Below are 17,565 nucleotides of genomic sequence, written 5' to 3' on the forward strand. Positions count from 1 at the left end.
ATGATGTATTATTTTAAAGATTGAGCAATTATTTGCATTATTTGAATTTTGTTGATGGCCGTCCCTGTATTTTGTATCGAATGGTGATAAATTCGAAGATAAATAGCAAAACCGTGTCGAATGTCTTTTTTTAAAAAAAATATAAGTGGTAACCAAATAGCGCACTTCATAGCTTGCAAAACTGAAATGTGAAGATTAGAACCTTGAAACATATGAAAATCAATATTTCACTTTTATTGCTGCTTGTATTCGCAGGAACAATTTCTTTCGGCAATGAATCCCTCCTTGAAAAAAAATCTCGAAATACTGTTGTAACGATAGTCAAGGATAAATTCTTTATCAATGGCCGGATTACGTATCAGGGGCGAACCTGGCAAGGGCATAAAATTGAGGGACTGCTGATGAATTCTCGAATGGTTCAAGGTGTTTTTGATGACTTGAACCCTAAAACGGTGGACCGTTGGAAGTATCCTGATACCAACACATGGGATGCCGATCGTAACACGGATGAATTCATTGCGGCTATGGATGCGTGGTATGCCAAAGGGTTATTGGCTTTTAATATTAATTTTCAGGGAGGCAGTCCGGAAGGCTACTCTCGGGTACAACCCTGGGAAAACAATGCCTATGAATTCGATGGTAGTCTGCGTCCGGCATTTGTCAAAAGAATGGCCCGTATAATTGAAAAAGCTGATGAATTGGGAATGGTTGTTAACCTTAGCTTGTTCTATTTCGGTCAAGATGAACGGCTAAAAGATGAGGCGGCCGTTATTTCCGCCGTCGATAATGTCATACAATGGATTCAGAAAAAGGGGTATACCAATATTATTTTGGAAGTAGCCAATGAAAGTAACAATAAAGCATATCAGCATGATATAATTGGTCAAGATAGAATTCACGAACTTATTCTGAGAATTAAGAAAAATGCGCCTGATCTTTTGGTGTCCACGAGTTTTAACGGTAATACTCTTCCGCCCGATAAGGTGGTTGAAGTATCAGACTATGTATTGATTCATGGAAATGGGGTCGGTGACCCGGCAAGAATTACGGAAATGGTCAATCAAGTGCGGGCATTGCCTTCATACCGCCCTATGCCCATTGTCTTTAATGAAGATGATCACTTTGATTTTGATAAACCATCCAACAATTTTGTTGAAGCTATAAAGGCGTATGCTTCGTGGGGCTATTTCGATTTTAGGATGAAAGGAGAAGGTTTTAACGATGGATATCAGTCCGTTCCCGTCAATTGGGAAATCAGCTCCCCTCGCAAAAAGGCTTTTTTCGATAAGCTGGAAGAGATTACCGGAGGTCTGCACTAGCCCAAAACACTTATCAATAACCGATAATATCTAAAATTCAAAACATGAAATACTATTTTCTTAAAGTATCATTTTTTCTGAGCGTGTTGCTCTTTTTAGGAGCCTTGCTTTGTTCTTGTACCTCAGAACCTGAGTATGCGGTTCATGGGGAATTAAAAAAATGGCATAAAGTAGAATTGGTGTTTAATGGCCCGACCACAAGTGAGTTGGACAGTGTCAACCCTTTTTTAGATTATCGCTTGGATGTGACGTTTACCAATGATGACCAGACTTTTGTTGTCCCTGGTTTTTACGCCGCTGACGGTAATGCCGCCGAAACAGGAAGTGAGAAAGGGAACAAGTGGATAGTACGATTTGCACCCAATAAGACCGGAGTTTGGGGGTTTAAGGTGTCGTTTAAAAAAGGAAGTGATATTGCCGTTGCCGATTCGGCCAGCGATGCACCCAGTGCCAAATTCATGGATGGGGTAATTGGTAGTTTTACTGTTGGGGAATCTGATAAAACAGGAATTGATAACAGGGCGAAGGGTAAATTGGAATACGTTGATGACCGTTACCTACAGTTCAAAGACACCAAACAATATTTTATAAAGGTCGGGGTCGATGCCCCCGAGAATATTTTGGCATTTGAAGATTTTGATGCTACGACCAATGCCCTTGGTTTGCTAAAAACTTGGGAACCTCATGGAAAGGATTTTGACGCAGATGCCGACGATTTGCTGTGGCAGGATGAAAAAGGGAAAAATTTGTTCGGGGCCATCAATTATTTGGCTTCCGAAGGGTTGAATGTATTTTCTTTTCTTACGTTCAATGTAGATGGTGATGATCGTAATGTTTTTCCGTACCGCTTAAAAGTATCCGAAGAAGCATATACCGATTATGCGAACGATAAAAAGAATAAGGAGGCCTGGCAGACGATGTTTCATAAAACCCGTTTAGATGTTTCTAAATTGGAACAATGGGAGCGTATTTTTGATTATGGTGAGCGAAAGGGAATGTTTTTACACTTTAAGACCCATGAGACCGAGACCGATCATTTAATGGACCACGGAGCCTTTGGGGTAGAAGGTAAACTTTACTACCGTGAGCTGATTGCCCGTTTCGGGCATCATTTGGCGATGAACTGGAATATAGGCGAAGAAAACAACCAACCGATCGAAGAAGTAGTGAAAGTGACCAACTATGTTGCAAAACTTGACCCTTACAATTCACATAGGGTGATACATACTTTTCCTGATCAAGACTACCGATACGCCGAGTTGATCGGTGATCAATCAGCGTTGACGGGAGCCTCATTGCAATTGAGTGAAGAAGACTTTAAAGATGTACACCCCCGCGTATTGAAATGGAGGGAAAAATCAGATGCCACAGGAAAAAAATGGGCTATTGCGGTTGACGAACCCGGTAAAGCCAAGGTAGCACTTTTGCCCGATGCAGAAGACAGGGAGCACAATGAAGCCCGCGGAAATGCTTTGTGGGGCACGCTTATGGCCGGAGGGTATGGTGTAGAATGGTATTTTGGCTATGCGAGTCCGCATTCAGATTTGACCTGTCAAGATTATCGAAGTAGAGATCTTTTTTGGAATCAGAATAAGCACGCGAAGGTGTTTTTTGAAACATATCTTCCGTTTTGGGAAATGAACCCTTCCGATAATTTGCTGACCGATTCAATTTCTTATTGTTTTTCGAAACCTGAGGAGGTATATGCGATTTATTTTCATCCAGGCACGGAAACCACAACGTTAAACATGGGCAATTCAGGAAATTCCTTTACTGTCAAATGGTATGATCCGAGAAATGGGGGTGACCTTATTGATGGTTCTGTCAAAAGCGTGAAGGCTGAAGGACACGTTGACTTGGGGTATCCTCCCAAAGACAAGGAAAAAGATTGGGTGGTACTGGTTAGGCGTCAAAAATAGATTGAAACCTGGTCGTCTGCCATTTGAAACGTGTTCTAAGACTTGTTCTTATTGGTAGATTTTCGAATGATCAAATGGGATTTTAAGACTTTTCTTGATATTGCTTTATCAAAATCGGCAATGCGTTCAATGATAAGGTTGGCCGATTCAACACCCATTTGATAGCTTGGCTGGTCAATGCTGGTCAGCGTAGGCTCTAGAAGTTCGTCGACAGGTTCGTTGTTGATACCTATAATGGCTAGATCCTCTGGCATTTTTAATCCCCGCTCCTTGGCTGCAAGCATAACACCAATGGCCACTTGATCGCTAAAGGCCAGAACGCCATCGGGGTGTTCAGGAGAATATAGTAGCTTTCTAGCCGTGCTTAAATTTCCTTCTCTGGTGAAATCAGAATATTCGATAAATTTTTCCTCCACAGAAATATTGGCATCGGCCAATGCTTTTTTGTAGCCTAAAAGACGTGTTGTACTAATTTGTAGAATTTTTGGCCCACCAATATAGGCAATACGCTTACAGCCCACGGAAATCAAATGTTGGGTGGCGTCATAAGCGGCTTTGAAATTATCGATAATTACTTTGTCAGCTTCGACCTCGTCACAAAGACGATTGAAAAAAACCAAGGGTATCCTTCTTTTCTTCACTTCTAAAAAATGGTCGAATTCTTTGGTTTCGCCGGCCAAGGAAACAATCAAACCGGCCACTCCAATATCCAACAACTCGTTGACCAAGATCTTTTCGCGGGCGTATGATTCGTTAGATTGGCAAATGATAATTTGCATTTGGTGCTTTTCCAAAATTTTCTCAATACCCGATATGGCCATCGCGTACAAATGATATTTGACCCCTGGTACAATAACACCTACGGCATTTATTTTTTTTGGCGCAAAAGGGTTGATATGTTTCGTTTGAAAATAATTGTGTTTCTGTGCCAATTCAAGTACCCTTTCCCGTGTACGGGCGCTAATTCGGGGGTTGCCCTGTAAGGCTCTCGAAACGGTAGAAATTGAAACACCTAGTTTCGTTGCAATATCTTTTAAAGTGGTTTGCTTTTTTTCCAAGTTCTTGAAAATGATTGTAGCAAAGATAGCCCAAATATATGTTTGTACTTTAAGGATTCATTAAACATGGACGCTTGCCGAATATTCATCGAACTATTCAAATCAATTTTTGAATAATAATGTATTTTGAAAGCCTCTTGCGGGACTATTTTTTAATCTTGATTAGAACGGCCTCGCAACTTTTTAAGTCGGAATTGAGTACAATGTCTTCTTTCGTTTTGCCATCGGTGATTTCTATGGCCACCGTGTTTGGTGGAAATTTGCCCAAATTATGGGCATAAAGAAACAAGTCATTTGATTTGCTAGGGTCTAACGTAAAGGTGATACGCTTTTTTCTATAAGTCAAAAGGTGTTTTGAAATGATGGTTTCACCATTTAAATATATAGATACAACATCATCGTCTTGCCGCCCATGGTCCCAGATGTCAATACTTACTTTTTCATTGTCGAAAACAAGTTCTTTTACATAGGAAATTTTCCGGCCTTCAAACGATTGTCGGTTGGGGGATTCTAGCGCTTTAGCTACTGTGTTTTTTTGGCTATTGCCATATTTTGAGGTATTTCTTCGAGCATCGGCTTCTTCGTTCCGTATTGAAAAATAGGGTGTGGCAAACTTGGCCACGTGGTATTTGTTATCGGGAAAGAGTTCAATACCTACTACTTGGTAGGTGTCTCCAGAACTAATGTTCTTGGCGAGTTTTATACCGTTGACGGAAAAGGTATTTTTAAATGTGCCCAATTCTTGAACAACCATATCATCTCGAGCCAGAAAAAAACGTATTGACTTTTCTGAACCAATGTTCCAGGTTTTCCATGCTATGCTGGCAGGCTCTGAAATGGTCCAAATGGTACTTTTGTTAGGTTGCAAAATTTCAATAGCCGATTTTTCAATAGTTTGATAAATTCCTTGGTTGGCAATGGAATTGTTTGTGGTATGACTACACATAAATTGGCACACAAAGAAACTGAGTAGTAGCAAGCACTTGTTTCTTGTACTCTTGTAATAGTCATATCTATATTTGGTTTCCACAATCTCCATAATAATCATTATCTAATTAACACATAATTGAGGTAAATGTTGGATAACGACCCCTTTTTTTGCTCAAAACGATGCCTTTTTCGATGTAAAGATGGCTTAAGATAGATTTTTTGATGAGGAATAATAATAGAAGGCTAGAGATTTTTTTGCTGAGAACCGGTTTGACGAAAGCAAACAATTTTAGATAAGCGATCTATAACTACTATTTGCCGGGTATAAAACGATAATATTCTCTTTCACAACTTCCTTCCGTTTGTATTCTTAGAAATGTACTTTATCGCGTTTTTATACGTTAAAAAACAGGGGCTTATGTGAATTCCAAATCAGCATGGTTCCAACTAAAAACTTAACCTGCGTAAATTTTGAAAAGGATTTTCACAACCTTTCTGGTTCTATGGTGCCTTCAAGTGGTCACGGCCCAAAAAGAAACCGCTATCTGGTATTTCGGAAAAAATGCCGGACTCGACTTTAATTCCGGGTCACCTGTAATTTTGGAAGATGGCGCGCTGAATACTGTGGAAGGATGTGCTACTTTCTCTGATGCTAAGGGAGATCTTTTGTTTTATACTGATGGTCGAACGGTCTGGAACCGCAATCACGACATCATGCCCAATGGTACAGAATTAATGGGGCACTCCTCAAGTACGCAATCGGGCATCATTATTCCCGCACCTGGAAATAAGAACAACTATTACATATTTACTTCCTATTTTCAAGTACAAGGCGGTTTACACTACTCCGAAGTAGACATGAACGCAAGCCTTGGAATGGGTGAGGTCACCAGAAAAAATATTGAACTTCGTAATCCCGTTGCCGAAAAACTCACGGCCGTACAGCACAAGAATGGCAAAGATGTCTGGGTTATCGCACACGATTGGGGAAACAATGCCTATTTGGCTTATTTGGTAACTGAAGCTGGCGTAAACCCGACCCCGGTTGTCAGCAATGTCGGTTTTAGTTTGGAATTCGGAACCGAAGGAAACGATGTTTTTAAGAGTAGGGGGTATTTAAAGGCCTCGCCCGACGGAACAAAGTTGGCCGTTAGCCATGCCTTTGTCGGTGCTGAAATTTTAGATTTTGATACCACAACTGGTAAAGTCTCGAACCCTTTGGTTTTAATGCAATCCCCAACGAGCGATTTTTATGGGGTTGAGTTTTCGCCCTATGGTAATTTTCTTTATGTTTCCATTTTAAATGATGATATCTATCAGTTTGATTTAAAGGCGGCCGATGTTGTAAATTCCAAAATACCTTTGAATGTGCCCAGAAAAATGGCGGGTGGATTGCAGATGGCATTAGATGGTAAAATCTATGTTGCCAGCTTTCAGTCACTTTCTGTGATAGAGCAGCCAGAGCAATTAGGGGTGTCATGTTCTTTTAAAGGAAATGCCATTGACTTGGGGTCAGGGGTTAGTACGCACGGCTTGCCACCTTTTATAACTTCTTTGTTTCAATTGGGTATTCAGGCAGATAATTTTTGTTTTGGTGATGTTACCGAGTTTTCGGTCAAGGCCACGGAACCTATTGATTCTACGGAATGGGATTTCGGGGATGGACACACCTCTTCATTGCCGAGCCCATCGCATACCTATGAAACCCCAGGTGACTATACCGTGAGCGCTACGGTGACTATCGGTACACGTATAAAGACGGAAACCAGACAAATAACGATTTATAATATTCCCGAAGCAAAAGACGCTACTTTGGTGCAATGCGACTTGAATTCAAATGGAACTGCTTTGTTCGATCTTTCTCAAGTAGATGTCGATATTTTGGGAGATCAAAATCCATTGCAATATCAGGTGTCTTATTTTGCGGATGAAATGGATGCCGTTAATGGGCAAAACGCACTTTTGAAAACGGAATTTCAAAATAAGGGTTTGCAGGAAAGCATTTATGCAAGAGTGCAATCGCGAGTGGCAGGAGATTGTTATGCCCTATCACAAGTATCACTGAAACTTCTGGGGTTACCTGAACCCGATTTGGAGGCTGCTTATGTGGTTTGTCCCGATAATCCGGATCTGACACTAGATGGTGGTGATTTTGATAATTGGATTTGGGCGAACGGGCAGGGTGTGATATTGGCCACGACCCGTATTTTTCAGATAACGGAAATAGGAGATTATAGTTTAACGGTGACAAATGGACTGGAAGGTACAAGTTGCGATAAAACCGTTTATTTTCAAGTGAATCCTTCCGACGTGCCGGAAGATTTTACGGCCAGCGTAAATAATTTTGCTGACCAATTGACCGTCACGGTTGAAGTGGCAGGCAGTGGCGATTTTCAATATTCGATTGATGGGCTATATTTTCAAGAACGTAATTCCTTCGATGTTTTACCAGGTAAATATACCGTTTATGTTCGCGATATGGGCCAATGTAGAATGTTGTCGAAAGAGGTAATTGCCTTGGGGTATCCGAAATTCTTCACACCGAACAGTGATGGTGTCAACGATTATTGGAATATTTTGGGAGCGGAACATTTTCCCGAATCCATTGTCTTTATTTTTGATCGTTACGGAAAGTTATTACATCAAGTATCTCCGCTCGAGTTAGGTTGGGATGGCGATTACCAAGGCCTGTCAATGCCATCTTCCGATTATTGGTTTCGATTTGAAAATGAAGACGGTTCTGTTTTTAAAGGTCATTTTACCTTAAAACGATGATTTGATGATTTTATGAACAAATAAGTCAATGCCAGAAAGAGGCTGGCGATTTTTTTACCCCTGCACCTGCATAGTCCAATTGAAGCTCTTCACCCAAGAAATCCTCAAAATAATCAATACGTACGGCATGCATTCCCTTTTTTAGGGCCTTCAACCCCTTTTTAGTACTTGTATTATGAGAACCATCATTGTCAACGACCAATTCATCATCGATATACAATTTGCTGCCATCGTCAGATTTAAGGTAAAAGGTGTAAATACCGGTTTCGGGCACTTCGATATACCCCTTGTATTGAATGGCGTAATGGTCTAGTCGTTCGCCTATTTTATCGGGATCCAGCTCTGTTACCGATCCCGTTTTTTTTGGATTGGAAAGGGATGAAAAATCAGGTACCGCTGTAAAATTACCCTCGTAATAGGTATACGACAATCCTTTTTTTGGCCGTTTGGTTTTTACCACTGCACTTGGTTTTACTTTTTCATACTTTTTATTGAAGACAGTGCTGCGATACCCTTCATTATCGGTAAGCATAATTTTGATATTCGTGCTATTGTCAAGTGTCAGTTTTTCGGGGAAAATGGTGGACTCTGTTTCTGGTGTTTGTCCGTCGGTAGTATATCTTGCTTGAATGTTTTGATACGGGTGTGAAACTTCGATCTGCATTTCCTTAAAGAAAATATTGTCTTCCGTCATTTTGATTCCGACACTCGAGGGATTTAATTCTATAGTTTCTGTGCCATGAAGGTTAAACTCTGGTGCCATAAATGCACTGTCGTATCCCATTTCCCATTGCATTTCTAAAGGGTCCCATTCCGAAATTTCTGAATCCCCGATTGGTTTTGTTGCCAATGTAATTTGTTGCTGACTTTGGGGAGGTAGGCTAAGCTGAAATTTAGAGACGTCTGGTTGAATTTGGTGATGATGGAATAATTGGCCCCTAAAATGAATAGTATCTTCCGAGGCATTGTTCAGGGTCATCAAAATCTTCCGCTTTGTATCTTTGCCAAGTACCAATGTGTTAAAATTGGTCGCATCGATCAGGGCTTTTGCCATTTTTTGGGTCGTTCGGTTGCTTACGTCTTGGTCGATAATACCAGAGAGACTTAGGTTGACCAACTTAGGTCCTTCGTCGGTCATGGTTACCCATCCGACGTGATCGAATTCGCCGAATTTTGGACCCCTTAGTTTACTGCCGCCGCCCGTAGTTCCTAAAACATAATGATTTTGATCATTCTTGACATCGTGCATATAGCGATGGGTGTGCCCGGCGAAAACAGTATATTTTCGGTCTGCTATAGCGGCTTCTATTTCGTCGAATCCGTTCACATCACCAAAAGCCCATAAAGGGTGGTGCATGTATATCATCGTCCATCGCACATCGCTATTTTCTGAAATGGTCTGCTTTAAAAATGCAATCTGATCGTCGCCCAACAGAACACCGTCACCATCATTGGTGTTGAGTATCAAGAAAAGCACGTCTTTATAGATAAAATGGTAGTAATCTTTTCCGTAGCGCTCTTTCCATTGGGCACCCATCTCGGCATTGGAATAGTCATGGTTGCCGGCTACGTAAAAGAAACGGGTGGAGAGCGGGTTTAGGATGCTATCAAATTCGGCCCATTGTTCATCGATGAGTGATTCATCTTTGGTATAGCCTTCAATAAGATCGCCAACGCTCATAACAAACTCTGGATACAGTTTGTTTATTTTATGAAGTGCGTCGCCGAATACCCCTTTGCGATGACCGCCCGTTCGGTCGCTTACTATGGCGAACTGAAAATTTTCAGGGTTATTGTAAAATGGTTTGCTGGTCCAAGGTTTTTTCTCTGTTTTTACGGTGTGGGAAAACGCTTCGTTTTCTTCTTGCGCATGCGTTATATCTATGTGCAATGCTATAATAAAAAGGAGCAGCAGGATTTTTGTAAGGTTTGACATGGTGATTATTTAGAGGATAAAAATATTTTGTTTCATTGGAATGGTACTTAAGACAGTGTTAAGTTATAGCGTTTTTAAAGTTACCATATTTTTTTACTCCTATTGTGAGTGAAAGCCCCTCTCCTTTTTTAACAGCACAAATATTGGAAATATTCCAAATAATAGGAAATATTCCATAAATTAGCATTTCCTTTTGGTGTGCAATGAACAAGACAATATTACATTTAGACTTGGATACTTTCTTTGTGTCCGTAGAGCGGCGGTTAGATAGTCGTTTACAAAATAGACCGATTCTTGTTGGCGGGTTGAGCGATAGGGGGGTGGTTGCGGCTTGTAGTTACGAAACGCGGGGATTTGGAGTACATTCGGGAATGCCGATGAAAATGGCCAAGGAGCTATGTCCTGGTGCCGTAGCGATCAAAGGCAATGCAGGTACGTACAGCAAACACTCTGATGAGGTGACCGAGATTATCAAAGAGCATGTGCCGTTGTTCGAGAAATCGAGTATTGATGAATTTTATGCCGATTTGACTGGTATGGATCGATTTTTCGGTTCTTATAAATATGCGTCGGAGCTTCGACGGCGTATTATAAGGGAAACAGGACTACCCATTTCTTTTGGTCTATCGGTCAATAAAGTAGTTTCCAAAGTAGCGACCAATGAGGCCAAACCGAACAATCAGCTAAAAATCGATTACGGATTTGAAAAACCTTTCTTGGCACCGCTATCCATAAAAAAAATACCTATGGTTGGCGATAAGACCTATCAGACGTTACGCAACTTGGGGCTACGACAAATACGTACCATACAAGAAATGCCGGTAAACGTTATGCAGCGGGTATTGGGCAAGAACGGCACTGTGATTTGGAAACGGGCCAACGGAGTAGACAACACCCCAGTAATTCCTTTTTGTGAGCGAAAATCGATTTCTACCGAGCGTACCTTCGATAAAGATACTATTGATGTGGTGAAGTTAAAAGGCATCCTTATTGCGATGACCGAAAATTTGGCCTATCAATTACGGCGGGGCGAAAAACTGACAGCCTGTATCACTGTAAAAATCCGGTATTCCGATTTTAATACTTATTCCAAACAGTTAAGAATTCCCTATACCAGCGCCGATCATATTTTGATTCCTAAGATTTTGGAGCTTTTTAAAACACTATATAATAGGCGTTTATTGGTGCGGTTGGTAGGTATTCGGTTTAGTCATTTGGTTTCGGGCAATTACCAGATCGATCTATTCGACGATACCGAAGAAATATTGAATCTGTATCATGCCATGGATCATATAAGAAAGCGCTATGGTGATAAAAGTGTCGTACGTGCTTCGGCTATGGGAGCACGGACCATTGGTAGAATGCACAACCCATTCAATGGGAACCCCCCTATTGTCTTGGCGCATCGAAAACAGTAAAACGGGTTGATAGTTGTTGGTTTTTGAACCTTGGTATTCGACTCACAACCATTTGTGAACAAAATCAAATAGCAACCATTTGTATCTTAATTGTCATACATATTACAGTTTGCGCTACGGCACTTTTTCGGAAGTGGAGCTGCTACAATTGGCAGAGAGCAATCAGGTGACCCAATTGGTGTTGACCGATATCAACAATACTTCGGCCGCACTTAATTTTGTTCGCAAGGCTCCCGAATATGCTATAAAACCTATACTCGGTGTCGATTTTAGAAATGGCGTCGATCAGTGCTATGTGGGCATTGCCAAAAACAACGAAGGATATCAAGAATTAAATGACTTTTTGTCTGAACACCTCCATCAACAAAAAGAGCTGCCTTTTATAGCCCCATTTTTTAAAGAGGCGTATGTTGTTTACCCTTTTGAAAAGGTAGTGTTAATCGATAAAAAAACCTTTGCCGAGCATGAGTTTATAGGGGTTTCAATTGCTGATTTGAGGCGTCTGCCTTTTTCCAGATTATTGACATTAAAAGACAAATTGGTAGTGCAGCAGCCGGTTACGTTTCGCGATAAACGTGATTTCAATGCCCATCGACTGTTACGTGCAATCGAAAACAATACCTTGTTGAGTAAACTTTGTAAGACCGAGGAGGCTGATGAAGAGGAAAAAATGTTTCCTGTTCAAAACTTGGCGATGGCCTTTTCGGAGTACGCTTTTATTTTGGAGAATACGGAGCGGTTATTAAACTCTTGTAGTATTCAATTTGACTTTTCTGTTGGACGAGAGTCACAGAATCTTAATACGTATAATGCAACAAAGGAAGAAGATGAAAACATGTTGGAACAGTTGTGCCAAGAAGGGTTGCCCTACCGATACCCTGATGGGGGCGATGCCGTTCTGGAACGCTTGGGGAAAGAATTGGAACTTATCAAAACCATGGGTTTTGTCTCTTATTTTCTTATCAATTGGGATATTGTCTCTTATGCCAGGGAGCAAAAATTTTTCTATGTAGGTCGCGGTAGCGGGGCCAATAGTGTTGTCGCTTATTTATTGCGGATTACCGACGTAGACCCCATGGAACTCGATTTGTACTTTGAGCGGTTTATTAATCTGTATAGGGCCAATCCACCTGATTTTGACATCGATTTTTCTTGGAAAGACCGTGAGGAAATGACCCAATACATATTTAATAGGTTTCCGAATGTTGCATTATTGGGTACCTACGTTACGTTTAAGGAAAAGGGTGTTGTTCGAGAATTAGGAAAGGTGTTTGGCCTGCCTAAAAGCGAAATAGACTTTCTATCGGAAGGAAGGTGTAAGTACGAAGATCTCGATGACGTTTCGCGCCTGGTTATAAAATATGGCCGTTTGATCAAAGGTATGCCCAATTATTTGAGTATACATGCCGGAGGTATTCTCATCAGCGAGAAACCTTTGCATTGGTTTTCAGCCACTCATCTGCCGCCCAAAGGTTTTGCGACTGTACAGTTTGATATGGTCATTGCCGAAGATGTAGGCCTGTACAAATTTGATATTTTGGCGCAACGTGGCCTGGCCAAGATTAAGGAAACGATGGAAATATTGGAGCGTGACCGTCCCGATGAATTTGCAAAAGTCGATATTCACAATATCGGTGTATTTAAAAAAGATCCTAAAATCAACAATCTTATAAAAACCGCACAATGTATGGGCTGTTTTTATGTAGAGTCGCCCGCCATGCGCATGCTGCTAAAAAAGTTGGAGGTCGATAATTACCTGGGACTTGTGGCGGCAAGTTCTATCATCAGACCTGGCGTTGCTAAAAGCGGTATGATGCGCGAATATATTTTGCGCCATAGAAACAAAGGCAGGGCGGAGGAAAAAGCCCATCCCGTAATGCTAGATATTATGCCCGATACTTATGGGGTAATGGTATATCAAGAAGATGTCATCAAGGTTGCCCACCATTTTGCCGACCTTACCTTGAGTGAAGCCGATGTCTTGCGTAGGGGTATGAGTGGTAAGTTCCGTTCACGTGATGAGTTTCAAGAGGTAAAGGAGAAGTTTATTCAAAACTGTCGAAAAAAAGGGGAAGACGACCGCATTATTTTCGAAGTATGGGAACAGATTGCCAGTTTTGCCGGTTATGCCTTTGCTAAGGGGCATTCGGCATCTTATGCCGTTGAAAGTTACCAAAGCTTGTTTTTAAGGGCGTATTATCCATTGGAATATATGGTGGCGGTGCTTAATAATGGTGGTGGATTTTATAGTTCCGAGTTTTATGTACACGAAGCCCGTATGTTGGGCGCTACCGTGCATGCACCCTGTATCAATAAAAGTTTGGCTGTCAACCGTATTTATGGTAAACAATTGTATTTAGGGCTTACGTATTTACGCGATTTGGAAAGTCGTGTGATGGAACGTATTCTAAAAGAGCGTTTGCATGATGGCGTGTTTGGTTCTTTGGAAGATTTTTTAGATCGCATCATTATATCCATAGAACAACTAAGTATTTTAATACGGATAGATGCTTTCCGGTTTACGGGGATAAACAAACATGAGTTGTTATGGAAAGCTCACTTTTTATTGAATAAAAGCGTAAAGATAGACCACCCGAAATTATTCCCTCCCAAACACCAAGATTTTGAGATCCCAACCCTGCATACGACCGATCTTGAAATGGCCTTTACCCAGTGGGAACTCTTGGGTTTTTGTCTGTGCAGTCCGTTTGAACTCTTGGCCAAGCCTCCTAAAAATAAATCGGGAAGTAAAGATTTGAAACGATATCTAAATCGGCACATCGATATTTATGGCTATCTGGTGACGGTAAAAAATACCAAAACCCATTCGGGAAAGCAAATGCACTTTGCCACTTTGGTAGATCAACAGGGTGGGGTATTCGATACGGTGCTTTTTCCACCTGTGGCAGCACAGTATTATTTTAGGGGAAGGGGTGTTTATCGCTTTTACGGGAAAGTCGTAAGCGAATTCGGTTTTTTGAGTATCGAAGTCATAAAAATGGAGAAACAAGATTATATTCAGGATCCCCGGTATGCCGAGATGAAAACGAGTGTGAAAGTATTCCAGAAAAAGGATAATTACATGTGAATGAACATTCAAATTCGATCTTAACAATATTCAATGATAAATCTAGATTTTCGGCTTTTCAAGATATAAATATAATTGGGCATTTTCATCCTTTAGCGATATATGAAAGAGGATCGAGAACACTGCTTTTTGTTTACTGGGTGAGGAGTTACGTAATGACCAAAGCAAAGTTTTACTATGACTATCGGCTTACTTCGTATTTGCTCCGTACTATAATTGGAATCCCTTTTTCTGTTATTCCCTGCAGTACTACATTGACATCATGGCTTGCCGCACTATTATAATACGATCTCTCTGCAACCCCATCTCCATTTGGGTGAAAATAGGGTTCCCAAAATAACGTATTTCGAATGTCAGGGATATTAGGGTCATATTCATCAACTTTTTCTGTACTATCATATTTTGGAGCATAGAAAACCCTTGCGTTATAGTATCCTTCAATTTTTTCGCTAACGGTATTCGATGCCTTTATGATTTTTTTTCCGCCAAGACCGGTTTTGGTATAGATTAGAATAACGCCATTCGCCCCTTTTTGTCCGTACACTGCGGCTCCTGCAGAGGTGATGGTTTCAATTCGATCTACATCGTCAGTACTTATACCATCTAAACTTTCACCATCCATTTCGTTACCGTCGAGAAGTATGTGTGCGCTACCTCGATACCTGCTAAAACTAACGGAATTGCCTGTAATTAATATACCGGGCACTGTAAACTGTATTAATTGTTTTAGGGAAGAGAACCGCGGAGTCTTATCATCAATTACTTTAACAAAATCGGCAGAACCTAAACCAGATTGTGCCAATTCTTCCTTTTTATTTCCTTTTACGACCACTTCATCCAACATGTTTTCGGGCAATATATTGAATAAGGCATTTTTTTTGAGGGTATTTTGTGTGAAAGCTTTGACGCGATTTTCAGCATATGTAAAACTGTCGCTACCATTGTAATCTGCAACCATTGGCATTTGGTATAAGGGATTCAATAGAAGTGTTCCTTTACCATTTTCCTTGCTATCTTGAGAACTTAAATTTAGGGTCGATTCTCCTTTGAACATCAAATTCTTGAATTGAAAAGAACTGTTGGAATTAACTGTTTGGTTATCCATAAATACATTCCCGTAGTTTGAAAGCATTAAATTTACTTTTAAGGCTTCGTTTTTTGCGCTCTTTACTATACCGGATACGATAATCCCTTTTTCGGCGATAAAATTTTTACCCTTTTTTGGTTCCGGAATTTTTTTCCATAAAAAATCGCGCCATCCTTGAGTGAGCAACAATAGGTCTATTTGTTGCAACCGTTTTGGGTTTGTGATATCAAAATATTGTCCCGGACGATAAATTTTCCCCATTATCTCTGACTCCATTAAAAAATACGAGCAAATATTGCTTTCTGCTGCAAGATTGTCTAAGGCGTTCGCTTCTATAGAGGCCAAAGAAAAGCTAGCGGCGATGGGGTCACCCTTATCAGTTTTGATAGACATTCGCACTTTAACCTTTTCCTTCGGCTCATAATGTGTCTTATTCGTAGCCATTTCAATGGTGAAGTTTTTTTCCTTTTCAATATGAGTTAACCGTTCGCTCTGCGGCACCATATTTTTGTCGTACAAAGTTAATTTTGCAATGCCTTCGGGATATTCATTATCAGGCAATAAAAAAGAATGAACAGGACCTTGCAAGGGCTGCGAGCCTTCAAAATATGTAATTCCCCTTACGGTAACCGCCAAGGTCAATAGCGCATTGGGGTCGTTATCAAATGTGGCTTTATCAGTCTTTATAGTTACTATTTTTTTTCCGTCTCGCTGGGTCACACCAATGGTATACCCATATTTTATGGCTTTGGGTACGAGTGCTGTAAATTCTTGTTGATTGTTCTCAGGGCTAAACTTTACTTTATATTCTTGTCCTTGCATAGGGAGCAGTGCAAACGTACCCATACCATCGTGTTGGCTCTGTAGTACGGCAACCATAGTATCATTGGAGTCCATGACCTTACCTCTTACTGCTACCGGGTTGCCACTTTCGTCAACCGCCTTAAAAGCCACCAGACCCGAAACGCCCTCGATCAACGACCCCCCCTCAGGAAAAACCGACAGGCTTATTTCTTTAAAATTCAAATCAGAACCTACTGGTAACTTATTTTGTTCTACCCCGTTTTTTATTGCTTCGTTCGTTTCTATCGATGGCTGGCTCAAGTCTATGATTTCTATATCTTTTTTAAAGATAAAATCATCACTAAAATTACGCATCCAGTTCGTATATGCCCTTAATTGGTATCTACCTGCTTTGAACCCCAAAGAGGCAGTAAGCTTGAAGTCGCCATGCCCTAAACCTTCGTCTAGCCTGGTAATGTTGCGTGTTATAATTTTTGAATCTGATGATATGAGTTCTACATATAATATGTTACTGTGATCATAGAGTGCATTGACATACGCATAGGCCAAGTAGGCTTTGTACCATAAATTTTCACCAATGTTGTAACAAGAACGGTCGGTATGTAAGTATACCTTTTCTATGTTGGGTACCGATTTGTCTGAACCTGCGCTTGCCGCTTGTGGCGTTTGAGAGATAAGGAATGTTGGTATGAACAATACTATTATAATAGCCCAAAGGAATTTGAAATATGGTGTCATACTCACTTAATTTTGGATGAACTGGTTTAAAGCGAAAATACCAATTTAATGGAGGATTGTGTTTTTTGAGATTCAAAATATAGCTGCGAAGGCGATAAAAGGGCGAAAGCAGGCTGAAGAAGGGTGCTTTTTAGCCCATTGAAAAGGTGAGCCGGGTTCATATGAAATTTAGGCCTTATCTCATTGTTCAATAAGAACAAAAACCCAAAAACTAAAAAGAGCCTGATCAACTAAGACCAAGCTCTTTTACGAGAACACTATATGAAAATGAAAAAATTTACTTCGTATGAATTACATGACAAACATACTGTTGGTTCACTTGTTTTAAAACTTTTTGATGTGAGGGTAGGTAAACTTGTGGCGTAGCAAGACAAATTTGTTATTACCGTAATCAATTTCTTTCTGTAGTTTTTGGGTTTGACAAAGACCTGTCGAAAAAAGGGAGTGAAAACGAAAAAGATGATTGCAATACAACCCTGAAAAAGCATTAAAG

9 protein-coding genes are annotated in these 17,565 nt (G+C 40.6%); 5 read left to right on the forward strand and 4 right to left on the reverse strand.

Features of this window, described 5'->3' with window-relative positions; genetic code table 11:
• Positions 1 to 212 precede the first annotated feature (212 nt).
• Both AACZ88_RS21870 and AACZ88_RS21875 read left to right on the forward strand, forming a co-directional pair.
• Positions 213 to 1,319 (forward strand): hypothetical protein, encoded by a 1,107-nt coding sequence (locus AACZ88_RS21870; protein WP_339715243.1) that lies wholly within the window; start codon positions 213 to 215, stop codon positions 1,317 to 1,319.
• 44 nt (positions 1,320 to 1,363) lie between these two features.
• A complete protein-coding gene (locus tag AACZ88_RS21875) occupies positions 1,364 to 3,238 on the forward strand; it encodes a DUF5060 domain-containing protein (protein WP_339715246.1) in 1,875 nt (624 codons plus the stop codon).
• A gap of 35 nt (positions 3,239 to 3,273) precedes the next feature.
• On the opposite strand, the gene AACZ88_RS21880 is transcribed toward AACZ88_RS21875, so the two are convergent.
• Both AACZ88_RS21880 and AACZ88_RS21885 read right to left on the reverse strand, forming a co-directional pair.
• Positions 3,274 to 4,296: a LacI family DNA-binding transcriptional regulator gene (locus AACZ88_RS21880; RefSeq protein WP_339715248.1), complete on the reverse strand. Its 1,023-nt coding sequence runs from the start codon at positions 4,294 to 4,296 to the stop codon at positions 3,274 to 3,276.
• 145 nt (positions 4,297 to 4,441) lie between these two features.
• Positions 4,442 to 5,242, reverse strand: a complete 801-nt coding sequence (locus AACZ88_RS21885; protein WP_339715251.1) for a hypothetical protein — start codon at positions 5,240 to 5,242, stop codon at positions 4,442 to 4,444.
• Positions 5,243 to 5,697: 455 nt separating this feature from the next.
• On the opposite strand from AACZ88_RS21885, the gene AACZ88_RS21890 reads away from it, so the two are divergent.
• Complete coding sequence (locus tag AACZ88_RS21890) at positions 5,698 to 8,001, forward strand: T9SS type B sorting domain-containing protein (protein WP_339715254.1); 2,304 nt, start codon at positions 5,698 to 5,700, stop codon at positions 7,999 to 8,001.
• 25 nt (positions 8,002 to 8,026) lie between these two features.
• Here the strand turns inward: AACZ88_RS21890 and AACZ88_RS21895 are convergent, their stop codons facing one another.
• Positions 8,027 to 9,937 carry a PA14 domain-containing protein gene (locus AACZ88_RS21895; RefSeq protein WP_339715256.1) on the reverse strand — a complete coding sequence of 637 codons (1,911 nt, stop codon included), beginning with the start codon at positions 9,935 to 9,937 and terminating at the stop codon, positions 8,027 to 8,029.
• Positions 9,938 to 10,140: 203 nt separating this feature from the next.
• Between AACZ88_RS21895 and dinB the strand changes: the two genes are divergently transcribed.
• Complete coding sequence (gene dinB / locus AACZ88_RS21900) at positions 10,141 to 11,355, forward strand: DNA polymerase IV (protein WP_339715258.1); 1,215 nt, start codon at positions 10,141 to 10,143, stop codon at positions 11,353 to 11,355.
• A gap of 79 nt (positions 11,356 to 11,434) precedes the next feature.
• Entirely contained in the window at positions 11,435 to 14,443 is a 3,009-nt protein-coding gene (dnaE, locus tag AACZ88_RS21905) for a DNA polymerase III subunit alpha (RefSeq protein ID WP_339715261.1), read from the forward strand.
• 181 nt (positions 14,444 to 14,624) lie between these two features.
• Here the strand turns inward: dnaE and AACZ88_RS21910 are convergent, their stop codons facing one another.
• Positions 14,625 to 17,072: a TonB-dependent receptor plug domain-containing protein gene (locus AACZ88_RS21910; RefSeq protein WP_339715263.1), complete on the reverse strand. Its 2,448-nt coding sequence runs from the start codon at positions 17,070 to 17,072 to the stop codon at positions 14,625 to 14,627.
• Positions 17,073 to 17,565: the final 493 nt, after the last annotated feature.

The sequence above is a fragment of the uncultured Kriegella sp. genome (assembly GCF_963975415.1).
Classification (GTDB): domain Bacteria; phylum Bacteroidota; class Bacteroidia; order Flavobacteriales; family Flavobacteriaceae; genus Kriegella.